The sequence below is a fragment of the Saccharopolyspora sp. NPDC003752 genome, assembly GCF_053605825.1.
In genome coordinates this window covers 479,642-498,739 of the sequence record NZ_JBSGJZ010000001.1, presented here as the reverse complement: position 1 = coordinate 498,739, position 19,098 = coordinate 479,642, and the positions used below count along the sequence as shown (strand labels likewise).

Below are 19,098 nucleotides of genomic sequence, written 5' to 3'. Positions count from 1 at the left end.
GGCTGTTAAGAGGCGAAAGTCCCTCCGGTGCCGAAACCGGGCTCAGCGCCGCCGGAACAGGTGATCGGTGATGTGCCGGACGCTCTCGCTGACAGCCGCCTCCAGCGGCCCGCGGCGGAAGAACCGCCGCCAGATCAGCGGGAAGACGATCGAGAAGATCAGGAACACCTCGGGCATGTAGGTGTTCACGAACGCCACCACGCCGTCCGGGTGGTGGCCGTCGCGCGGGAACGCCGGCATGTTCGGGACGTCCGTGGGCAGCGCCGGGCCCATGCTGGCCAGCTGCGCCAGGGTGTCCGGCACGCCGCTGAGCGGCCAGCCGCCGACGACGATCTGCCAGGCCAGCACCAGCGCGTGGATCGCGTACAGCGTCAACGCCATCGAACCGGCCGCGGCCAGCGGTTTCAGCAGCCGCCCCGTCCGATCGGCCAGCTCCAGGCACACCGCGACGAACACCAGCGCGATGCCGCCGGAGTCGAGCAGCTCGAACGTCGTGCCGCTGTGCGCGGCGGCGGCCACCAGCCACTCCGGGTGCTCGATCGGGACGGTGCCCTCGATCTGCCCCTGCGGCACCCCGCCGACGGTCTTCACCAGCCAGCTCGACACCTGGTAGCCGACCGTCGTCACCGCCAGCCCGGTCGCGGCCAGCCAGCACCGCACCTTGGTCGACTGCAGGTCCAGCCGCCCGACGGCCATCCCCGCCAGCACCAGCGGCAGGTACGACGCGGCCGGGTAGAAGCCGAGCAGCAGCAGGTCGAACAGCCCGGCGTCGGCGATCAGGTGTGCCGGGTCGACCAGGTCGACCGCGTCGACGATCGCGCGCATCGGAGTGTCCCCGGCGATCCAGGTCCGCAGCACGAACGACAGCTGCGGGCCGACCGCGGCCGCGACCACCGCGGCGATCAGCAGCCCGCGCGCCCGCAACCGGATGAACGGCACCGCGAGCAGGAAGTACAGCCCGTAGAACGGGATGATCACGGTGAGCAGGAAACCCGTCGCCGCGGTCGCCTTCGCCAGCGCGAGGCCGACCACCAGCAACAGCAACGCGCGCACCGCGATCCGGATGCGGGCCCGCCGCAGCGCCTCTCCGGTCGGCGGCTCGCTGCGCCCGGTCATCATCGCCAGCGACACCCCGGCCAGCAGGGTGAACAGCGCGGTCGACCGGCCGCTGGAGAACTGCGCGATCCACACCTCCACGTCGCCGTGCGCGAACGGCACGCCGAAGTGGATGCAGAACATCCCGAACACCGCGAAGAACCTGGCGATGTCGATGCCGACCAGCCGACGGGTGCGTTCCGTCCGATGAGAGCTCAGCGCTGGCGCGACGGCAGTCATAGCATCCAGTGGGTGTCAGCGGGATGGTTTTACCAAAATTTACCGCCACCCGTTCCGGCCCACTCGCGCCCGGTCGCCTTTGGAGGCCAGACTCACACCAGCCAGGCCGCGGTGCCCGGCGGCAACTCCCCGGGGCCCACCGGTCGCGACGACAGCAGCACCTCGCCCGGCGGCAGCGGCACCGGCTCCGGCGAAGTGTTCAACGCGCAGATCAGGGTGGTGCCGGTGCGCCGGAACGCGAAGCATCCCGCCGGCGCGCCGAACCACTCGACCTCGTCGCCGGCGAACGCCGGATGCGTGCCCCGGGTCTCCAGCGCGTGCCGGTACAGCGACAGCGTGGACGCCTCGTCCTCCAGCTGAGCCTCCACGGTGAAGGACACCCAATCCGCCGGGATCGACGACCAGTCGGCGGCGGCGGCGGAGAAGCCGAACGGCGGCTGCTCGCCTTCCCACGGCATCCGGACGCGCTGCGTCCCGGGCAGGCCGAGCTCCTCGCCGTGCCGCAGGCAGACCGCGCCGGGCAGCGCCAACTGCACCAACGCCATCGCGCGCACCGGCGTCAGCGCCGCGTCGTCCCGGCTCTGCCGGGTGTCGCGGCTGGCCATCGCCCACGCCGGGCGCGGCCCGGGGGCGGCGAGCACGTCCGTGATCGCCTTGCGGACCTGGTCGGCGTCGAAACCGGCGACGGCCAGGTCGAGGTTGAACGACAGGTGCCAGTCGCCAGGGCCGCTGCCGATCACCACGCGATCCCGGTGACCGGCCAGCGCGGCGCCGATGGCATCGGCCGGATCGGGGCGCGGGGCCAGGTGGAAACCATCGGCCCCGTGCTCCAGCCACGGCAACAACACCGCTGCCGGGTCGCCGCGCGCGGGATCCACGTCGAGCGAGAGCATCACCCGCATCCCGGAGTCGTGCGCCTCGCCGAGCAGCTCGGCGAAGGGACCCGCCGCCGGATCCAGCCCGGCCGCGCCGGCCAGCACGATCGCGTCGACCTCGAGCAGTTCCAGGTAGCCGAGCCGCCCGGCCAGCCCGGCGAGGTCGCCGATCCCGTCACCATCGCCGTCGGCGAACGAGCCGACGTCGACCTGGTAGCACACCGCATCCCACCACCACGGCCGCTCGCCGTGGCCCGCCAGCGCGTCTGCCCGCCGCATCACCAGGTCCTTCTGCTCAGAACCACGAATTGATCATGCTGTTGGCGGCCATTTCCATGTACTGCCACAGCTGGTCGCGGTGCTCCGGCCGGAGATCGACCTCGTCGACCGCGATCCGCATGCAGCGCAGCCACGCGTCGCGCTCCGCCGGGCCGATCTTGAACGGCGCGTGGCGCATCCGCAGCCGCGGATGCCCGCGCCGGTCGGAGTAGGTGTGCGGGCCGCCCCAGTACTGGATCAGGAACAGCCGCAGCCGCTCCTCGGCGGGCCCGAGGTCCTCCTCCGGGTAGAGGGGCCGCAGCAGCTCGTCCTTGGCCACCTCCTCGTAGAACCGCGCCACGATCCGGTGGAAGGTCGCCTCGCCGCCGACCTGCTGGTAGAAGGTCTCCACGGAAGTCACGGCTCCATCCTCTCAGGGGCGGCTTCGATTTTGGGCGGCCCTGTGGCCGAACGCCTCACACCGGGGCCGTGGGCCCGATGGACGGTGCGCACGACCCCGGTGACCGGCGGTTGAGATCAGACCACCGGCGAGGGCGGCAGCGGGCGGCCGTACGGGTACGGCGGCTCGATGTCCTGCTCGTCGTAAGCGCGCTTGATCTCCGCGCGCAGCCGCCGCTGCACCGACCACTGCCGGCCCGGCCGGACCTTGGTCGTCAGCCGCAGCGTGATGGTGTCCGAGGTGATCTGGTCCACGCCGAGCATCTCCGGCGGGTTCAGCACGTCCTTGGACAGCGGCTCCCGCGACGTCGCCTCGGTGGCCACCTTCGCGGCGACCTCGATGGCCTTCTGCACATCGCTGGTGTGCGAGATGGGGAAGTCCACCACGGCCACGGCGAAGCCCTGGCTGGAGTTGCCGACCCGCAGGATCTCGCCGTTGCGGACGTACCAGACGGTGCCGTTGATGTCGCGCAGCGTGGTGACGCGCAGGCCCACCGCCTCGACGGTGCCGCTGGCCTCGCCGAGGTCCACCACGTCACCGACGCCGTACTGGTCCTCGACCAGCATGAACATGCCGGACAGGAAGTCCCGGACGAGGTTCTGCGCGCCGAAGGCGACGGCGACACCGAGCACACCGGCGGACGCCAGCACCGGCGCGATCTGGATGCTCAGCACCTGCAGCACGTAGATCACGGCCAGGCCGTAGATCACCAGCGAGGCGATCGACTTGAGCACCGAGCCGATCGTCCGCGCCCGCTGGAGGCGGCGTTCCGACAGCAGCTCGGCGGTCAGCGTGTCCGCGCGGCGCTCCCGCAGCGGGGTCAGCAGCTTCGGGGGCTGGCCGTTGCCCTGCGTGAGGCGGTTGATGGTGCGGTGCACCAGCCATCGCACGATGAACGCGACGACCAGGATGAGGAGGATGTTCAGGGGTTTGGCGATGAGCAGCTCGGCGTAGGAAGCCAGCCACTGGTTGCCGGTCCACTGGGAGATCGTTTCGCACCAGAACGAGTCCTGGGCACAGGTCGGTTGGGTCATAAGCGGCAGATCCATGGGTCGGGGGTCTCCATGCTGTCGTTCAGGGCCCGCGGTGGTTACCCGGCACGGGGGTGCCGGTGCTTTGGGGCGACATCACCGGGTGGGCAACCGACGGACTCGAGCATCGTGCGCACCCCGCTGCGCACGAGACCCGAACAGCTGACCGCCGGGACCGAGTTCGGGGCTCAGTCCAGGGCGAGTCCGGTGGCCTCCGCGAGGAAGGCGAGCTGGTCGGTCGCAAGCCCCACGGTACGGGACACCGAGCGCGCGGCATGGCCGACCTCGGTCTCCCTGCGCAGCAGGATCGGCCGCTTCGCCGGGTCCGAGCTGGTGGCCTGCTGCAGCGCCGCGCACATCTTGCGGGCGTGGTTCGGATCGACCCGGGAGTCCGACTCGAAGACGGTGAACAGCACGGACGGGTAGTCGGTCTGGTCGGCCACGTTGTGGTACGGCGAGTAGGACAGCAGCCAGCCCAGCTCCTCCGGGTCGTCGGCGGTGCCGTACTCGTCGTTCCAGGTCCGGCCCAGCAGGAACTGCTCGTAGCGGACCATGTCCAGCAGCGGCGCCGAGCACACCACCGCCCGGTAGAGGTCCGGGCGCTGCGTCAGCGCCGCCCCGACCAGCAGGCCGCCGTTGGAGCCGCCGGAGATCGCCAGCTGCTCGGACGTCGTCCAGCCCTCGTCGATCAGGTGCTGCGCCGCCGCGTGCAAGTCGTCGAAGGTGTGCTGCTTCTGCTCGCGCATGCCCGCGACGTGCCATTCCTCGCCCTCTTCGCCGCCACCGCGCAGCGAGGGCAGCGCCCAGACGCCGCCGGCGGCGACCCACGCCAGCGCGGACGGCGTGTAGCCGGGCTCGCGGGACAGCGAGAAGCCGCCGTAGCCGGTCATGAACACCGGCCGCGGACGGTCCGGTTCGGCGTTCGCGCTCAGCAGGAACATCCGCACCGGGGTGCCGTCCAGCGAGCGGTAGGTGACCTGCTGGGTGTGCACCGCGGGCAGCTCGACGGTGCCCGGCGCCTGCTGGTCCAGCTCGGTGGTCCCGGTGCGGCGCGAGTAGGCGTGCACGCAGGGCGGGGTGGCGAAGTCGGTCCAGCCGATCCACAGCCGGTCCCGGTCGCGGTCGGTGGATTCGTCCACAGTGGTCAGAGAGGTGACCTGGCCGGTGCTCGGCAGCGGGACCTCGGCGGTCCGCCGCCCGGTCGCCGGGTCGTGCAGCGTCACCTCGGACACGGCGTGCCGGGTGCGGAGCACGACCAGCTGCGGGTCACCGTCGCCGGTGTCGAACCAGCGCACCGCCTCCAGCACCGAGTCGGGCTCCTCGGCGATCAGCTCCGTCCAGTTGGCCGGCTCCGGCCGGGCCGGGTCGGCCACGCACAGCCGCCAGCGCGGCGCGTCCAGCGTGGTCATCACGTACAGCCGGCCGTCGCGCTCCACCCAGGCGCCGACGCGGTAGCCGTCGGAGGTGTCCACGACCTGCCGGAGCTCGGGGACGTCGCCGGCCGCGAGATCGGCGATCCACACCGAATCCCGCCGCGCGGTGCCCGGGCTGCCCTCGATGACCAGCCAGCGGCCGTCCCGCGACACCCGGGTGCCGTAGTAGAAGGTGTGGTCCAGGCCCTCGCCGTGCACCAGCAGGTCCTGGTCGGGGTCGGAACCGACCCGGTGCCGCCAGACCCGGCGGTGGAACTGCTCCTCGCCGTCGGGCACCAGTTCCGGCGCCAGCCGCCGGATGTAGAAGAACTCCTCGCCGCCGGGCAGCCACGAGATCGTCGAGTAGCGGCACCGGTCGATCGGGCCCTCGACGAGTTCGCCGGTGGCGACGTCCAGCACGTGCAGCAGCGACTCCTCGTCGCCGCCGACGGAGATCTGGTAGGCCAGCCGGTCGCCCTCCAGGCTCGGGGTCCAGCTGTCCAAGGTGGTCAGCCCGGACGGGTCCAGCTCGGTGACGTCCAGCAGCACCCGTTCGGTGCCGTCGGCCTCGCGCACGTACAGCACCGGGAACTCCTGCTCGGGCTCCCGGCGGGTGAAGAACGCCCGGCCTGCGCGCCACGCCGGCGCCGAGACGGAACCGGACGCCAGCAGTGACCGCATCCGCTCCGCGATCGCCTCCCGGCCGGGCAACGCGTCCAACCAGGTCCGGGCGAGCGCGTCCTGCGCCGCCGACCACGCCTCGGTGCGCGGCTCGGCCGGGTCTTCCAGCCACCGGTACGGGTCGGCCACCTGGTGGCCGTGCAGGTCTTCGACGATGTCGTCGCGGTCGGCGCCGGGGTAGGTCAGCTGCGCTGCTTGCACGTCGGTCACGGCAGCGACGATACGTGCACCCGCCGACCGTTCGTCGATCTCGGAGTGATCATTTCCCCGGAAACGCCGATCGAATCACCCGGAACGATCAGCGTTGTTCTACGGGCGCATGATCGGGAATGATGGCGGTAATCGATCACTCGACGTCGAGTGTCGAATCACACGTGCGTTCGGGCGGGGTTCTATGTTCGACTATGCCCGACACCGGTGGAGGTGGTCGCGTGCCCGACCGACAACCGACCCGACAACCGGCGCTGAAGGCCACGAGCCTCGCGCCGCGGGCTCCGCTGTGCCCGCCGAGCCGCGCCGGCACGTCGCCGCCGCAGGCCGACCGGCCTCCCGGTCACGCGTCGTCCTGGCGAAAACGCCGGGTGCTGCTGCTCAACACCACCTTCGAACCGCTGACCGCGCTCCCGCTGCGCCGGGCGATCGTGCTGCTGGTCTGCGGCAAGGCCGAGGTCGTGCACGGTGACTCCGCAGGCATGGTGCTGCACTCCGCCACCGCCAGCGTCGAGGTCCCGTCCGTGATCAGGCTGAGCAACTTCGTGCGAGTGCCGTACCGCGGCCGCGTGCCGTTGACCCGTGCCGCGCTGATGCTGCGGGACAACTACCGGTGCGTGTACTGCGGTGCTCGCGCCGAAACGATAGATCATGTCGTCCCGCGCAGTCGCGGGGGGCCGCACACTTGGGAGAACTGCGTCGCCTGCTGCACCAAGTGCAACCACCGCAAGGCGGACAAGACGCTGAGCGAGCTGGGCTGGCGCCTGCCGGTGGCGCCGCACGCGCCGCGCGGGCGGCATTGGCGGCTGCTGGCGGGTCTGTCCGAAACGGACCCGCTGTGGTTGCCGTACCTCGGTGAGCCCGCGGCCTGACGCGCCGGTCCGGCCGGCCGTCGCGCTGCGGTGCCGCGAGGTGGCGGGCGGTTCCGCCGCGGTGAGCCTGATCAGCTGATCCGCACGCCCTGCCGCCCGCTGATCCGCACCCCGTTGGAAATCCGCACGCCCTGCTGTCGCCCGCTGATGCGCACACCGCTTTGGCTGCTGATGCGCACGCCTTGCTGCAGCCCGCTGATGCGGACTCCGCTCCGCCCGCTGATGCGCACCCCGCGGCTGATCCGCACCCCGTTGGAAATCCGCACGCCCTGCTGCCGCCCGCTGATCCGCACCCCGCTCTGGTTGCTGATGCGGACTCCGCTTTGGTTGCTGATGTGAACGCCCTGAACGCATGCGCTGATCCGAACGCCATGCTGCGCGCTGATCCGAACGCCGGATTCGCGGCTGATCCGGACGCCGTGCCGCGCGCTGATCCGAACGCCCTGTCGACCACTGATCCGCACCCCGCGGCTGATCCGCACCCCGTTGGAAATCCGCACGCCCTGCTGTCCACTGATGCGCACGCCGCAGTCTCGGCCGCTGATCCGGACGCCGTGTTCGAGCAGTGGCCGGTCAATCGTCGGAAGGGTGATGGCGCTGCTCTGAGTGGCGGTTTCGATGATCGACATAGTGTGCCTCCCGCATTCAAATGACGCTTTGAACGCATGTGATCAAATATGCAAGACCCATACAGGTGAAAAACTAGGAGCAGGAACCCTCAGGGACAAGCCGCCAAGTCGCCGTGCATTGCAACCGTCTGGTTGGACCCCATTCGGGGGCACTAGTTACTCTGAACGAGTTACCTTAAGTGATGCATAACACTCTTGACTAGTAACCGTACGTAGTTCCTGGCGTCGCCCGATTCGCTCTCCACCAGCGGGAACCGCGCTCGGGGCGCTCGCGGCGGCCTTCGGATCACTCGAACGTGTCCGGGCCGGGGGTCGACGACGGTTACCGACGCCGATCATGCGCGCCACAGGTCGGGCGCACGGAGCGGCGGTCATCGGATACCGTACTCGCGTGACTGTGGCGGAGACTGTTCTCTACCTGGCGGTGATCCCAGCGGCCCTCTACGGCCTGATCGTGCTCATCGCGATGTGGCCCAGGCTCACCCGTCCGCGTTACCGCGCGGGGCAGGAGTGGGATTTCGCGCCGGTGTACTGGGTGGCCAACCCGGTGGGCGTGAACACCGCTGTGCCGGTGGCAGACGTGGATTCGGAGGCCGCGCCGGTAGACGCGCGGCCGAGCACCGCTCGGGGAGGCGCACGTGGCAACTGGTGAGATCGCGGAGCGATCCGCCGTGGACGCTGGTGAGCTCGGCGTCGGCGAAGCGATGATGGCCACCGGTCGGCTGTCCATCGCGCGCCACGTCGAACCGGACCGCCCGCGGCTGCCGTTCGGCCCGGGCCAGCTCGCGCGGCTCGACGAGGCGCTGACGCTGTCCAGTCGCAGCACCGGGCTGGAGTTCGCGATCTACCTCGGCGACCTCGGCGAGGACACCCGCAAGCAGGCGGAGGAACTGCACGCGAACCTCGGCTCGCAGGCCGGGGACGGCGTGCTGATCGCGGTGTCGCCCGGCCAGCAGAAGTTCGAGATCGTCACCGGCGAGGAAGCGCACCGGCGGATCCCGGACCGCAGCTGCCAGCTCGCGGCGATGAGCATGGTGGCGTCCTTCAAGGAGGGCGAGCTGATCGACGGCCTCATCGGAGCCCTCCGCATGCTGGCCGACACGGCAGGCACCAGCTACCAAGAGTCCCGAGCCCGCCACTAGGGCCCGTTTCCCCAGACTCGACGCCGCGCTCGCGGAGCCCCAAGCACGGGGCCGCGAGTCCCGCAGGGCGCGATGCTTGGTGTGGAGTGAACGGCCTGTTCGCCTCGATAGGTGAGGTGAACAGGCCGTTCACTTCATCCACCCGATGCCGGTGGGCACCATCCGGTGTGGAGTGAACGGCCCGTTCGTCCCGATAGGTGAGGTGAACAGGCCGTTCACTGCACCGATAGAGGGCACGAAGGGTTCGCCGTCCCGTTGTCCGGTGAAGGCTCAGAGCAGGTCGAAGCTCTGGAGGTTCTGGAACATCTCGTAGGCCGACGACGTCGTGCCGACCGCTCCCAGCCGTCGCGCTTGGTCGCCGTACTGCTGCTGGGCGCGCTGGGTGCTGTACACGATCACCGGGGTGTCCACGCCCAGGTCGCGCAGTTCGCGCAGCAGCGCGAGGCCCGCGTCGGGGCGCCACCGGCCGTTCTCCTTGCGGCCCATGTCCTCCACGATCAACCGGTACTGGCGTTGCGAGAGCTCCGCCAGCGCCGCGTCGTTGTTCGTCGTCATCGTCACCCGCACGCCGTTGTCCCTCAGCTGCTCCGCCAGGATCGCGTGCGCCTCCGGCTTCTCCGAGACCCACAGCACCGCGAGCGGTTCCGAACCCACCGGCGGCACCTCGTCCTCGATGTGGCCGTCGCCGTTGCCGGAGATCTCGGGCGCCTCGGGCAGGGCCGGAACCGGGAGCGGCTGCGGGGTTTCCGCCGGGATGCCGATCCGGTCGCGGTCCGCCAGCTCCTTGCTGAGCATGCTCAGCTGCCGCTGCAGGTCCTGGATCATCTCGGTCTGCTGATCGTTGAGCTCGTGCATGGTGAGCTTCTGGCCGCCGATCTCGAACTCCAGCTCCCGCTTCTCGGCGGTGCGCAGCACCCGCCCGATGGCGCGCCGGAACACCACGATCGCCAGCAGCGCGATCAACGGCCACAGCAGCTGGGCGATGGCGGTGATCAGCTCGGGCATCGACGCCCCCTCACGTCGGGCAGAACAACGAAATCTTACTCGCCGTGTCCATTTCGACACGATTCGTGTTCGCCCGGAACGGAAGCTCGCCCAACGCGAAAGGGGCACCGGCGAACCGAGTCGCCGGTGCCCCTCGACCGATCAGCTCAGGAGCGGTCGAACTCCCGGGCCGCCAGTGCGCGCACGATGCCCGCGCGGCCCTCCGAGACCAGGCGGTGCAACGCCGACGGGTGCTCGCCGGCCAGCCAGGCGTCCGAGGCCGCGACCGTGTCGTCGGTGACCGCCCACGACGGGAACAGCCCGATCACCGTCGGCTGGGCCCGCTCGCTGGAGCGGCGCTGCCAGACCTCGTCGATCTCGTCGAAGTAGCGCCGCACGTACGGCGCCAGCAGCTCGCGCTGGGCCGGGTGCTGGAAGCCCGCGATGATCGAGTCGCTGACCGCGTTCGGCAGCTGGTCGTCGTGGACGGCCCGCTGCCAGGCCTTCTCCTTGGACTCGGCGGTCGGGATCAGCGCCCGCGCCCGCTCCGCGCGCCGCCGGCCCGTCGCGGTCTGGTCCTTCTCCAGCTCCGCGTCGATCTCGGCCTCACCGGCCGCGCCGTGCGCGACCAGCGCCTGCAGCAGCTGCCAGCGCAGGTCGGTGTCGACGGCCAGCCCGGCCAGCGGCGCCGAGCCGTCCAGCCAGCCGCGCAGCTCGGCGACCTGCTCGGCGGAGAGCACCGAGCCGGCCAGCGAGTTGACGAACGCCAGCTGGTGGTCCGAGCCGGGCTCGGCCGCGCGGGCCAGCTCGAAGAGCCGGCCGGAGAACCGCCGCCAGCCCTCGCCCTGCCACGACGGGTCCACATAGGACGCGAGCGCAGTCTGGGTCTGCAGCAGCACCCGCTGCACCACGCCGATCTCGCTCTCGGCGCCGATGCCGCCGTCCACGGACGCGCCCAGCACCAGCGTCACGAAGTCGCGCGCCTTCAGCTCCGCCTCGCGGGTCATCTCCCAGGCGGTGGACCAGCACAGCGCCCGCGGCAGCGACTCGTCGATGTCGCCGATCCGGTCGATCAGCGAGGCCAGCGACTCCGGGTCGAAGCGCAGCGAGCAGTAGGTCAGGTCGTCGTCGTTGACCAGCACGAGCTTGCCCCGGTGCACGCCGACCAGGTCGGGGACCTCGGTGCGCTCGCCGGTGACGTCGAGCTCGACGCGGTGCTTGCGCACCAGCTTGCCGCCCTCGTCGTCGTAGATGCCGATCGCCAGCCGGTGCGTGCGCAGCTCGCCCGCGCCGGGCCGGGCGCCGTTCTGCACGACCTCGAACGAGGTGAACCGGCCCTCGTCGTCGGTGGTGAACCGCGGCCGCAGCATGTTCAGGCCGGTGGTCTCCAGCCACTGCGCGCTCCACCACGACAGGTCGCGGCCGGAGGCCTCCTCCAGCGCCCGCAGCAGGTCGTTGAGGGTCGCGTTGCCCCAGGCGTGCCGGTTGAAGTAGACCCGCAGCCCGGCCAGGAAGTTGTCCAGGCCCACGTATGCGACCAGCTGCTTGAGGACCGAGGCGCCCTTGGCGTAGGTGATGCCGTCGAAGTTGACCTCCACGGCCTGCAGGTCCTGGATGTCGGCGGCCACCGGGTGGGTCGACGGCAGCTGGTCCTGGCGGTACGCCCAGGACTTCTCCACGCTGGCGAACGTGGTCCAGGCGTGGTCGTACTGGGTCGCGCCGACCTGCGCGAGGACGCTGGCCCAGGTCGCGAACGACTCGTTGAGCCACAGGTCGTCCCACCAGCGCATGGTGACCAGGTCGCCGAACCACATGTGCGCCATCTCGTGCAGCACCGTCTCGCAGCGCCGCTCGTAGAGGTAGCCGGTGACCTTCGACCGGAAGACGTAGTCCTCCAGGAACGTCACGCAGCCGGCGTTCTCCATCGCGCCCGCGTTGAACTCCGGCACGAAGCACTGGTCGTACTTGCCGAACGGGTAGGGCACCCCGAACGCCTTGTGGAAGAAGCCGAAGCCCTGCTTGGTCTCGGTGAACAGCCGCTCCGCGTCGAGGTGCTCGGCCAGCGAGGCGCGGCAGTAGATGCCCAGCGGGATCTCGTCCTGGCCGTCGCCGCCGGGGAAGACGTCGCGCCACTCGGCGTACGGCCCGGCCACCAGCGCCACCAGGTAGGTCGACATCGGTTTGGTGGTGGCGAATTCGTGCCGCTTGCCGTTCGCCGAGCCGGTGACCTCGGCGGTGGCGTTGGAGATGACCTTCCACGACTCCGGGGCGTCCACCGTGATCTGGTAGGTGGCCTTCAGGTCGGGCTGGTCGAAGCAGGTGAACATCCGCTTCGCGTCGGCGGTTTCGAACTGGCTGTAGAGGTACACGCCGCCGTCGACCGGGTCGATGAAGCGGTGCAGGCCCTCGCCCGTGTTGGTGTAGGCGCAGTCGGCGCGCACCACGAGCTCGTTGTCGGCGGCCAGGTTCGGCAGCCGGATGCCGGTGGACTCGTCGTAGTCGGAGACGTCGAGCTCGACTCCGTTGAGGACGGCGCTGCGGACCCGGTCGGCCACCAGGTCGATCCAGCTGTCGGCGCCCGCCTGGTTGCTGCGGAACCGCACCGTTGTGGTGGAACCGAACGTCTCCACGTCCGGCCCACCCGCGCCGGCAGTGAGATCCAGTTCGATCACGTACGACTGGACCTCCAGCAGGGCCGCGCGCTGCTCGGCCTGTTCGCGGGTGAGGTTCGGCGGGGCCACGGATCACCTCGTTGCTCGTCGGGGACTCGTCAGGCCAGGCACGCCTGGCGTACCTGGCGCAGGCATCAAATCACGTCCGCGTGCGGGCGTGCCGCCGGGCGGGTCAGGCTCCCCCGTCGGCGTGTCGGTCAGGGCGGGAAGACAAACGGCTCTACCGGGGTTGGTACCCATGACGGGGTGCGCTGGAACGCGCCCGCGGGCTACTTCGAACGTTGGAGGCTTGATGACCGCCGCTGCCCGACCCAGGGTCGACTTCTACTTCGACCCGGTGTGCCCGTTCGCCTGGGTGTCCTCGCGCTGGATCCTGGAGGTCGCCGAGGTCCGCGACATCGACCTGAACTTCCGCGTGATGAGCCTGTCGGTGCTCAACGAGGGTCGCGACCTGCCGGAGGAGTACCGGGAGCTGCTGGACACGGCGTGGGGCCCGGTGCGGGTGGCCATCGCCGCGGCCAAGCACCACGGCGACGAGGTGCTGTCGCCGCTCTACAGCGCGATGGGCACCCGGCTGCACGACCAGGGCAACAAGGATTTCGACCAGGTGATCGCCGAATCGCTGGCGGAGGTCGGCCTGCCCGCGTCGCTGGCCGGGGCGGCCGGCAGCACCGAGTACGACGAGGAACTGCGCGCCAGCCACCACGCGGGCATGGACCCGGTGGGCGACGAGGTCGGCACTCCGACCATCCACGTCGATGGCGTGGCGTTCTTCGGCCCGGTGATCACGCGCATCCCGCGCGGCGAGGAGGCGGCGAAGCTGTTCGACGGGGCGCTCGCGCTGGCCAGCTACCCGTACTTCTTCGAGCTCAAGCGGACCCGCACCGAGTCGCCCAGGTTCGACTGATCACCGCAGGTGGGCTCGTCTTTGAAGCGGCGAAGCCGCTTGGCCCACCCTCGCCGCTTGCACCGCCGCGGGGTCTCAGGGGTCTTCTCGCGAGAACAGCCCCGACGTGGTGAATTGGTCATTCATGAGTCGGGGATCCCACAGCGAGAAGGCCGCGGCAGCTCCCGCAGGGGGCCGCTACCCGCACCGCTGCGCAAAACGAGCCGGGACTTTGAAACTTTCGCGGGTTTCCCGGGGTTCGTTCGTTGTGACAGGCTCGCCGTGACGTCTGCTGCGTTGGATCAGGGAGGCTTCATGGCGCACACCGGCCACATCATCGGCGGTGCTCACATCGAGGGCGGCGAGGCGCGGATCGAGGTGCTCAACCCGGCCACCGAGGAGGTGATCGGCTCGGTACCGGCCGGCACGCCGTCCGATGTGGACGCCGCGGTGGCCGCGGCCCGGGCCGCCTTCGACGGCTGGTCGGGCACGCCGCTCGCGGAGCGCATCGCGGTGGCCCGGCGGATCTCCGCGGGGATCGCCGAGCGCCGCGATGAGATCGCCGCGACGGTGACCGCCGAGATGGGCTCGCCGATCAAGTTCGCCACCCAGGTGCACGCGAGCGTCCCGGTGGCGACCTCGGCCGGGATCGCCGACGTGCTGGAGAACGGCTTCGCCTGGACCGAGGAGGTCGGCAACTCGCTGATCGTGCGGGAGCCGATCGGCGTGGTCGCCGCGATCACGCCGTGGAACTACCCGCTGCACCAGATCGTCGCCAAGGTGGTGCCCGCGCTGGCGGTCGGCTGCACCGTGGTGCTCAAGCCCAGCGAGGTGGCGCCGCTGACGGCCGCGATCTTCGCCGAGATCGTCGCGGACGCGGGCGTGCCGGCGGGCGTGTTCAACCTGGTGCACGGCACCGGGCCGGTGGTCGGCGAGGCGCTGGCGGCGCACCCGGGCGTCGACATGGTGTCCTTCACCGGCTCCACCCGGGCCGGCCGGCGCGTGTCGGAGGTGGCCGCGCAGACGGTGAAGCGGGTGGCGCTGGAACTCGGCGGCAAGTCGGCGAACGTGGTGCTCGACGACGCCGACCTGGCCAAGGCGGTGAAGCTCGGCGTCGCCGGCTGCTTCCCGAACGGCGGCCAGAGCTGCAACGCGCTGAGCCGCATGCTGGTGCCGGAGTCGCGGCTGGCCGAGGCGGTGGAGCTGGCCGTCGCGGCGGCCGCGAAGTACACCGTCGGCGACCCCACCGACGAGTCCACCCGGATCGGGCCGATGGTTTCGGAGGCGCAGCGGGACCGCGTCGTGGACTACATCCGCAAGGGCATCGAGGAAGGCGCGAAGCTCGTCGCCGGCGGGCCGGAGCGCCCGGAGGGCCTGGAGAAGGGCTTCTTCGTGCGGCCGACGGTGTTCGCCGGGGTGACGCCGGAGATGACCATCGCGCAGGAGGAGATCTTCGGCCCGGTGCTGTCGATCCTGCCGTACCGGGACGAGGACGAGGCCGTGCGGATCGCCAACGGCACCGACTACGGCCTGGCGGGCGCGGTGTTCGGTTCGGACGAGCGGGCCCTGGCGGTGGCCCGGCGGCTGCGGACGGGTCAGGTCGACGTCAACGGCGGCCGCTTCAACCCCAACGCCCCGTTCGGCGGCTACAAGCAGTCGGGCAACGGCCGCGAGTTCGGCCGCCACGGCATCGAGGAGTTCCTCGAAACCAAGTCCATCCAACGCTGACGGCCAGGGACCCGTGAGTGTTTCGGGGCGTCATAGCACCCCGAAGCGCTCACGGGTCCCAGGCTTAGCATCGGGTGCGTGATCCGAGTTCGTGAGCCGCACCCGTGGCCCTCGACGGAAGCCGAGGCCATTGCGATCCAGGAGAAGCTGCGCCCGCTCGTGCGCTTCGACGGCGAGCCCGCGGAGGTGCGCACGGCGGCGGGCCTGGACGTCGCCTACCGCGACGACTCGGAGCGCCTGGTCGCGGCGGTAACGGTCGTCGACGTGGCGACGCTGTCCGTTGTGGACAGTGTCGTCGTGCGCGGTGAGGCCGATTTTCCTTATGTTCCAGGACTGTTCGCGTTTCGCGAAGCGCCGTCGTTGCTCCGGGCCTTGTCCGAGCTGTCGGTGGTGCCGGACGTCCTGGTGTGCGACGGGCAGGGCCTCGCTCACCCGCGCCGCTTCGGGCTGGCCTGCCACCTGGGCGTGCTGACCGACCTCCCGAGCATCGGGGTCGGCAAGACGGGGATGGGCCGCTACGAGCCGCCGGGCGAGGCGCGCGGGGCGTGGTCGCCGCTGAAGATGGACGACGAAGTCGTCGGCCGGGCGCTGCGGACGCAGCGGGGCGTCAAGCCGGTGTTCGTCTCCGTCGGCCACCGCTACACCCTCGACGGGGCCTGCGACCTGGTGCTCCGCCTGTCACCGGAGTACCGCCTGCCGGAAACGACCCGAACGGCCGACCACCTGGGCAGGACGGCGTAGTCCGGCCCTGAGGGCTCCCTCGGTCGCTGCGAGTGGCCGAGGGTTGCCGGGCCGGATGGGCGACCTCGTTGATCGCAGGGCCGTGGCTAGACGGCCGATTCGCGATGCACGTCCAGGATGTTCGTCCTGTTCAGGTGGAAGACCTCGAAGAGCATGTCGGCGCCTTCTCGCCCCACGAAATTGATTTCGGGTTTGGTGACCGGAACCAGGGTGATGATCTGCAGCTGGGGCGTGGTGCTGTCCGGGTAGAGGTTGAACGCTTCGTCGAACATCGGGCTGGTGTGCGCGATCACGCCGACGATCTCGGTGCCCTCGATGATCGGCTGGTCGTTCTCGAAAACCGATCCGTACTCCATGCCCCGCTCGTTCTTGATGATCAACGAGGCGATCGAGTCGGTGAGGTAGTGCGCGATGTGCTGCTGGTCGGAACGCAGCGAGCAGACCAGCTCCTCGGGGAGCATCGAGGTGACCTTCTGGAACCGCAGGCCGTTGGTGACCACGGTGGTGACCGGCGGCTCCTCGTTCTGGTAGAAGGTCAGGTCGTAGCCGCGGTTGCCGCGGTCCGACTGCGCCGACTCGATCCGTTGAACCTGCCCGAGGCGCTGCTCGAGGTGGTCGAGCAGCTCGGGGGGCTGCTGGGCGTTCGTCACAGGTGCTCCGATCGTTCTTCCTGGAATTATGCGGCTTTCCCGGCGAGCGTTTCAGGACCGTATCAGCGGCGGGGGTCCCCGAGCTTCTGTCCTCCCTTGACGATCGTTTGCGGATCGACGGGAGTGGCGGAGATCGGTCGCAGCTGCTGGTCGCCGAAATGCCTCTCGAACAGTTGCGGGTACTTGCCGAAGCCCGGCGCCGTCGATTCGTGGCTGTGCTTCTGGTTCTCCGACTTGAGTTCGAGGCGGTAGTGGTCGGGGTGGTCGTACATCGACTTGTACTGGTCGCGGGTCACGTCGTGGTGGATCGCGAACTCCCGCTGCCGCCAGTACTCGTACTCCGGCTGGTGGCCCATGTCCGCCACGCTTCGGACCTTGCCGTCCACCTCTTCCTGCTTCGGGACGGTGAACTTGTCGTGCGGTGGCGACGGAGGCTCCTCCCCGCGCGTGTACCAGTCCGGCGGGGTCGTTTCCTTGAGCTGCGGCGGCGTCCCGGTGCGTTCGTAGAACTGCGGCTTTCCGGCGCCGTCCTCGGCCACCGGGATGGGCTTGCCGGACGCTGCGCACTTGTACGAACCATCGGGGTTCATCTCGGTGTTCTGGTAGACGCTCTGCTTGGTCGCATCCGAGATGGCCGGGCGGTCACCCTCGTAGACCCAGCGCATGTACGTGTGGTCGTCCCTGAGGTGATCAGGCGTGTCGGGCGTCGGTTCGAGCGTGCCTTCGCGCTGGACCCAGTCGTTGGAGTTCTCGTCCCATCGCAGCGGCGGTCCGCTTTGGCCATCGCGCAGACGTGCTTCGTGCCCACCGCCGTAGAGGTAGTACTTGTTGTCGTGGGGAGGTTTGTCCAGGGCCGCCTTGCGCTTGTCGATCTCCTCTTCGCTGAGCTTCTCCCGGTTCCCGCGCGCTTCGGCGTCGTCGGGGCGGTCGCCGATGTCTTCGCCGTCGCGGGACGGGTGGAAGGCGTCGTCGCTGGCCGGGGAGTTGGTGCCGTCCGGATGGTGGGTGTCCCAGCCGCCGTCCGGCGGCCAGGTAGGGCCGCCGTCCGAGGCTCGGCTGCCGGCGAAGACGTTGCCGTTGGTGTCCGTCCAGGCCAGGCCGCGCGGGGCCGTGACGTCCACGCCGAGCTTCTTCGCCAGGTCGCCGGCGAAGTCGCTGGAGTTGCAGCTGACCAGGCGGACCGGGCTCTGGCCGTCCCAGCCCGAGCGGCGCAGCACGTCGGCGAACTCGTCCGGCGAGTAGCTGCGCCCGCCGATGTCGATCCGGCCGTCCGGACCCATGTGCGCGTCGACGGTGAAGTGCTTGCCGTCGTCCGGAACCCGGTGCGCCAGGTCCTGCATGTTCGGGTCGGTGTGGCCGGAAGTCCCCGCATCGGTGCGGTTGTTGTCGAGGGTGTCGGCGCCGTCGTTGATCTTCTGGTCGTACTCGGGCGTGCCCGGCTCCGGCTTGTCGGCGTCCGGCTCGTGCGGCTTGTCCGCGTCGTCCTTCGGCTTGTCCGGCCCGTCCGGTTCCTGCGGGGAGTCGGTGCCGTCCTTCGGCTTCTCCGTCGTGTCGGGCTCGCGTTGGGAGTCCGCGCCGTCCTTCGGCTTGTCCGCGTCCGGACCCTTCGAGTCCGGCTGGTTGGACGTGTCCGGCGACTTGGTGCCGTCCGGGGACTTCGTCGGGTCCGGGCTCTTGGACGAGTCCGGTGCCTTCGTGGTGTCTGGCGCCTTTGTGGTGTCCGGTGCCTTTGTGGTGTCCGGGGTCTTCGTGGTGTCCGGCTTCGAGCCGGGCCCGCCTGCGTCGGGGCGTTGGCTCGGACCGCCGTTCGGGCCGGTGGGGCGCTGGTTCGGCGCGTCGGTGCGCGGCGCGCCGGGGCCTCCCGGCCCGCGGCCGTCGGGGCCCGTCGGGCGGGGAGAGCCGGTCGGTCCGCCGTTCGGGCGGGGCGGTGCGTCCGGTCCCGCCGATCCACGGGGCGCCGCAGTGGGGCGCGGCGCAGCGTCCGGAGTGGACGGTGGGCGTCCGGCCGCGCCGGGGCTGCCCGGTGTGCCGGTCCAGCCGCCTCCGGAACCCGGACGGCTTCCGCCGCCGCTCGGGCTGGCGCCACCGCCGCCGGCCCCACCGCCGTGCGCGCCACCGCCCATCGCGCCGCCCGCCGGGGCTCCGGCGCTCGGCTGATCGGTGCGGGGAGCGTTGGGCGATGGTGCGGTCTGCGGAGCTGCCGGAGCATCCACACTGGACGAGCTCGTGCCGGACGGGTTGCTCGGCCGGTCGAAGGACGACGGCGAGTGGCTGCCGCCACCACCGGAGCCACCGCCGTGCGTCCCGCCGCCACCGGGCATGCCGCCGCCGTGCGGGCCGGAGCCGCCGCTCGGCGAGCCACCCGTGTCGGGACTGGAGCCTCCACCGTGCGGGCTGGAGCCGCCGCTGGGGCTGCCGGAGAGGTCGCCGGAGAAAGCGGTGTTGTGGCTGTCCGGCGCGTGCCCACCGCTGGGCGATCCGGTGGACCCGCCCCCGGAGTGGCTGCTGGAGCCCGGGCCGTCCGGCGAGGAG

16 protein-coding genes and 3 pseudogenes are annotated in these 19,098 nt (G+C 70.5%); 8 read left to right on the top strand and 11 right to left on the bottom strand.

Going from position 1 to position 19,098, the window contains the following annotated elements:
* Window positions 1-42: 42 nt before the first annotated feature.
* The 6 genes and pseudogenes from ACWEV3_RS02425 to ACWEV3_RS02400 all read right to left on the bottom strand — a co-directional run bounded on the left by ACWEV3_RS02425 (window position 43) and on the right by ACWEV3_RS02400 (window position 6,262).
* Window positions 43-1,335: a heparan-alpha-glucosaminide N-acetyltransferase domain-containing protein gene (locus ACWEV3_RS02425; protein WP_452612143.1), complete on the bottom strand. Its 1,293-nt coding sequence runs from the start codon at window positions 1,333-1,335 to the stop codon at window positions 43-45.
* Window positions 1,336-1,427: 92 nt separating this feature from the next.
* Window positions 1,428-1,886: pseudogene (locus ACWEV3_RS02420) on the bottom strand (DUF3459 domain-containing protein); the annotation flags it as partial.
* 435 nt (window positions 1,887-2,321) lie between these two features.
* Window positions 2,322-2,489, bottom strand: a pseudogene (locus ACWEV3_RS02415) (DUF3459 domain-containing protein); the annotation flags it as partial.
* 16 nt (window positions 2,490-2,505) lie between these two features.
* Complete coding sequence (locus ACWEV3_RS02410) at window positions 2,506-2,889, bottom strand: globin (protein ID WP_132486907.1); 384 nt, start codon at window positions 2,887-2,889, stop codon at window positions 2,506-2,508.
* Window positions 2,890-3,005: 116 nt separating this feature from the next.
* Complete coding sequence (locus tag ACWEV3_RS02405) at window positions 3,006-3,977, bottom strand: mechanosensitive ion channel family protein (protein WP_452612142.1); 972 nt, start codon at window positions 3,975-3,977, stop codon at window positions 3,006-3,008.
* 170 nt (window positions 3,978-4,147) lie between these two features.
* Window positions 4,148-6,262, bottom strand: coding sequence for a prolyl oligopeptidase family serine peptidase (locus ACWEV3_RS02400; RefSeq protein WP_452612141.1), 2,115 nt, complete (start codon window positions 6,260-6,262; stop codon window positions 4,148-4,150).
* A 221-nt stretch (window positions 6,263-6,483) separates the two neighbouring features.
* On the opposite strand from ACWEV3_RS02400, the gene ACWEV3_RS02395 reads away from it, so the two are divergent.
* Entirely contained in the window at window positions 6,484-7,134 is a 651-nt protein-coding gene (locus ACWEV3_RS02395) for an HNH endonuclease (RefSeq protein ID WP_452612140.1), read from the top strand.
* A gap of 71 nt (window positions 7,135-7,205) precedes the next feature.
* Here ACWEV3_RS02395 and ACWEV3_RS02390 read toward each other — a convergent pair whose 3' ends face one another.
* A complete protein-coding gene (locus ACWEV3_RS02390) occupies window positions 7,206-7,427 on the bottom strand; it encodes a hypothetical protein (RefSeq protein ID WP_452612139.1) in 222 nt (73 codons plus the stop codon).
* A gap of 42 nt (window positions 7,428-7,469) precedes the next feature.
* On the opposite strand from ACWEV3_RS02390, the gene ACWEV3_RS02385 reads away from it, so the two are divergent.
* From ACWEV3_RS02385 to ACWEV3_RS02375, 3 genes are all read left to right on the top strand, one after another.
* Entirely contained in the window at window positions 7,470-7,787 is a 318-nt protein-coding gene (locus ACWEV3_RS02385) for a hypothetical protein (protein WP_452612138.1), read from the top strand.
* A 367-nt stretch (window positions 7,788-8,154) separates the two neighbouring features.
* Window positions 8,155-8,415 (top strand): aa3-type cytochrome oxidase subunit CtaJ, encoded by a 261-nt coding sequence (gene ctaJ, locus ACWEV3_RS02380; protein WP_452612137.1) that lies wholly within the window; start codon window positions 8,155-8,157, stop codon window positions 8,413-8,415.
* Window positions 8,402-8,905 (top strand): DUF5130 family protein, encoded by a 504-nt coding sequence (locus tag ACWEV3_RS02375; RefSeq protein WP_452612136.1) that lies wholly within the window; start codon window positions 8,402-8,404, stop codon window positions 8,903-8,905. Before ctaJ ends, ACWEV3_RS02375 begins: the two co-directional genes overlap by 14 nt.
* A 270-nt stretch (window positions 8,906-9,175) precedes the next feature.
* Here the strand turns inward: ACWEV3_RS02375 and ACWEV3_RS02370 are convergent, their stop codons facing one another.
* Window positions 9,176-9,910, bottom strand: a complete 735-nt coding sequence (locus ACWEV3_RS02370) for a response regulator (protein WP_452612135.1) — start codon at window positions 9,908-9,910, stop codon at window positions 9,176-9,178.
* A gap of 146 nt (window positions 9,911-10,056) precedes the next feature.
* A complete protein-coding gene (gene pepN, locus ACWEV3_RS02365) occupies window positions 10,057-12,630 on the bottom strand; it encodes an aminopeptidase N (protein ID WP_452612134.1) in 2,574 nt (857 codons plus the stop codon).
* A gap of 223 nt (window positions 12,631-12,853) precedes the next feature.
* Between pepN and ACWEV3_RS02360 the strand changes: the two genes are divergently transcribed.
* From ACWEV3_RS02360 to ACWEV3_RS02350, 3 genes are all read left to right on the top strand, one after another.
* A complete protein-coding gene (locus ACWEV3_RS02360) occupies window positions 12,854-13,468 on the top strand; it encodes a mycothiol-dependent nitroreductase Rv2466c family protein (RefSeq protein ID WP_452612133.1) in 615 nt (204 codons plus the stop codon).
* Window positions 13,469-13,762: 294 nt separating this feature from the next.
* A complete protein-coding gene (locus tag ACWEV3_RS02355) occupies window positions 13,763-15,175 on the top strand; it encodes an aldehyde dehydrogenase family protein (RefSeq protein ID WP_452612132.1) in 1,413 nt (470 codons plus the stop codon).
* An 81-nt stretch (window positions 15,176-15,256) separates the two neighbouring features.
* Window positions 15,257-15,916 (top strand): endonuclease V, encoded by a 660-nt coding sequence (locus ACWEV3_RS02350; protein WP_452612241.1) that lies wholly within the window; start codon window positions 15,257-15,259, stop codon window positions 15,914-15,916.
* Window positions 15,917-16,002: 86 nt separating this feature from the next.
* On the opposite strand, the gene ACWEV3_RS02345 is transcribed toward ACWEV3_RS02350, so the two are convergent.
* Together ACWEV3_RS02345 and ACWEV3_RS02340 are read right to left on the bottom strand one after the other, a co-directional pair.
* Window positions 16,003-16,566: a suppressor of fused domain protein gene (locus ACWEV3_RS02345; RefSeq protein WP_452612131.1), complete on the bottom strand. Its 564-nt coding sequence runs from the start codon at window positions 16,564-16,566 to the stop codon at window positions 16,003-16,005.
* Between the two features lie 62 nt (window positions 16,567-16,628).
* Window positions 16,629-18,689, bottom strand: a complete 2,061-nt coding sequence (locus ACWEV3_RS02340) for a GH-E family nuclease (RefSeq protein WP_452612130.1) — start codon at window positions 18,687-18,689, stop codon at window positions 16,629-16,631.
* A 49-nt stretch (window positions 18,690-18,738) separates the two neighbouring features.
* Here ACWEV3_RS02340 and ACWEV3_RS02335 point away from each other — a divergent pair.
* A pseudogene (locus ACWEV3_RS02335) lies at window positions 18,739-19,098 on the top strand (hypothetical protein); the annotation flags it as partial.

Coding starts and splice junctions, on each gene's coding strand:
- ACWEV3_RS02425 (WP_452612143.1), bottom strand. CDS start 1,335: ATGACTGCCGTCGCGCCAGCGCTGAGCTCTCATCGGACGGAACGCACC.
- ACWEV3_RS02405 (WP_452612142.1), bottom strand. CDS start 3,977: ATGGATCTGCCGCTTATGACCCAACCGACCTGTGCCCAGGACTCGTTC.
- ACWEV3_RS02370 (WP_452612135.1), bottom strand. CDS start 9,910: ATGCCCGAGCTGATCACCGCCATCGCCCAGCTGCTGTGGCCGTTGATC.
- ACWEV3_RS02360 (WP_452612133.1), top strand. CDS start 12,854: ATGACCGCCGCTGCCCGACCCAGGGTCGACTTCTACTTCGACCCGGTG.
- ACWEV3_RS02355 (WP_452612132.1), top strand. CDS start 13,763: ATGGCGCACACCGGCCACATCATCGGCGGTGCTCACATCGAGGGCGGC.
- ACWEV3_RS02340 (WP_452612130.1), bottom strand. CDS start 18,689: ATGGGCGGTGGCGCGCACGGCGGTGGGGCCGGCGGCGGTGGCGCCAGC.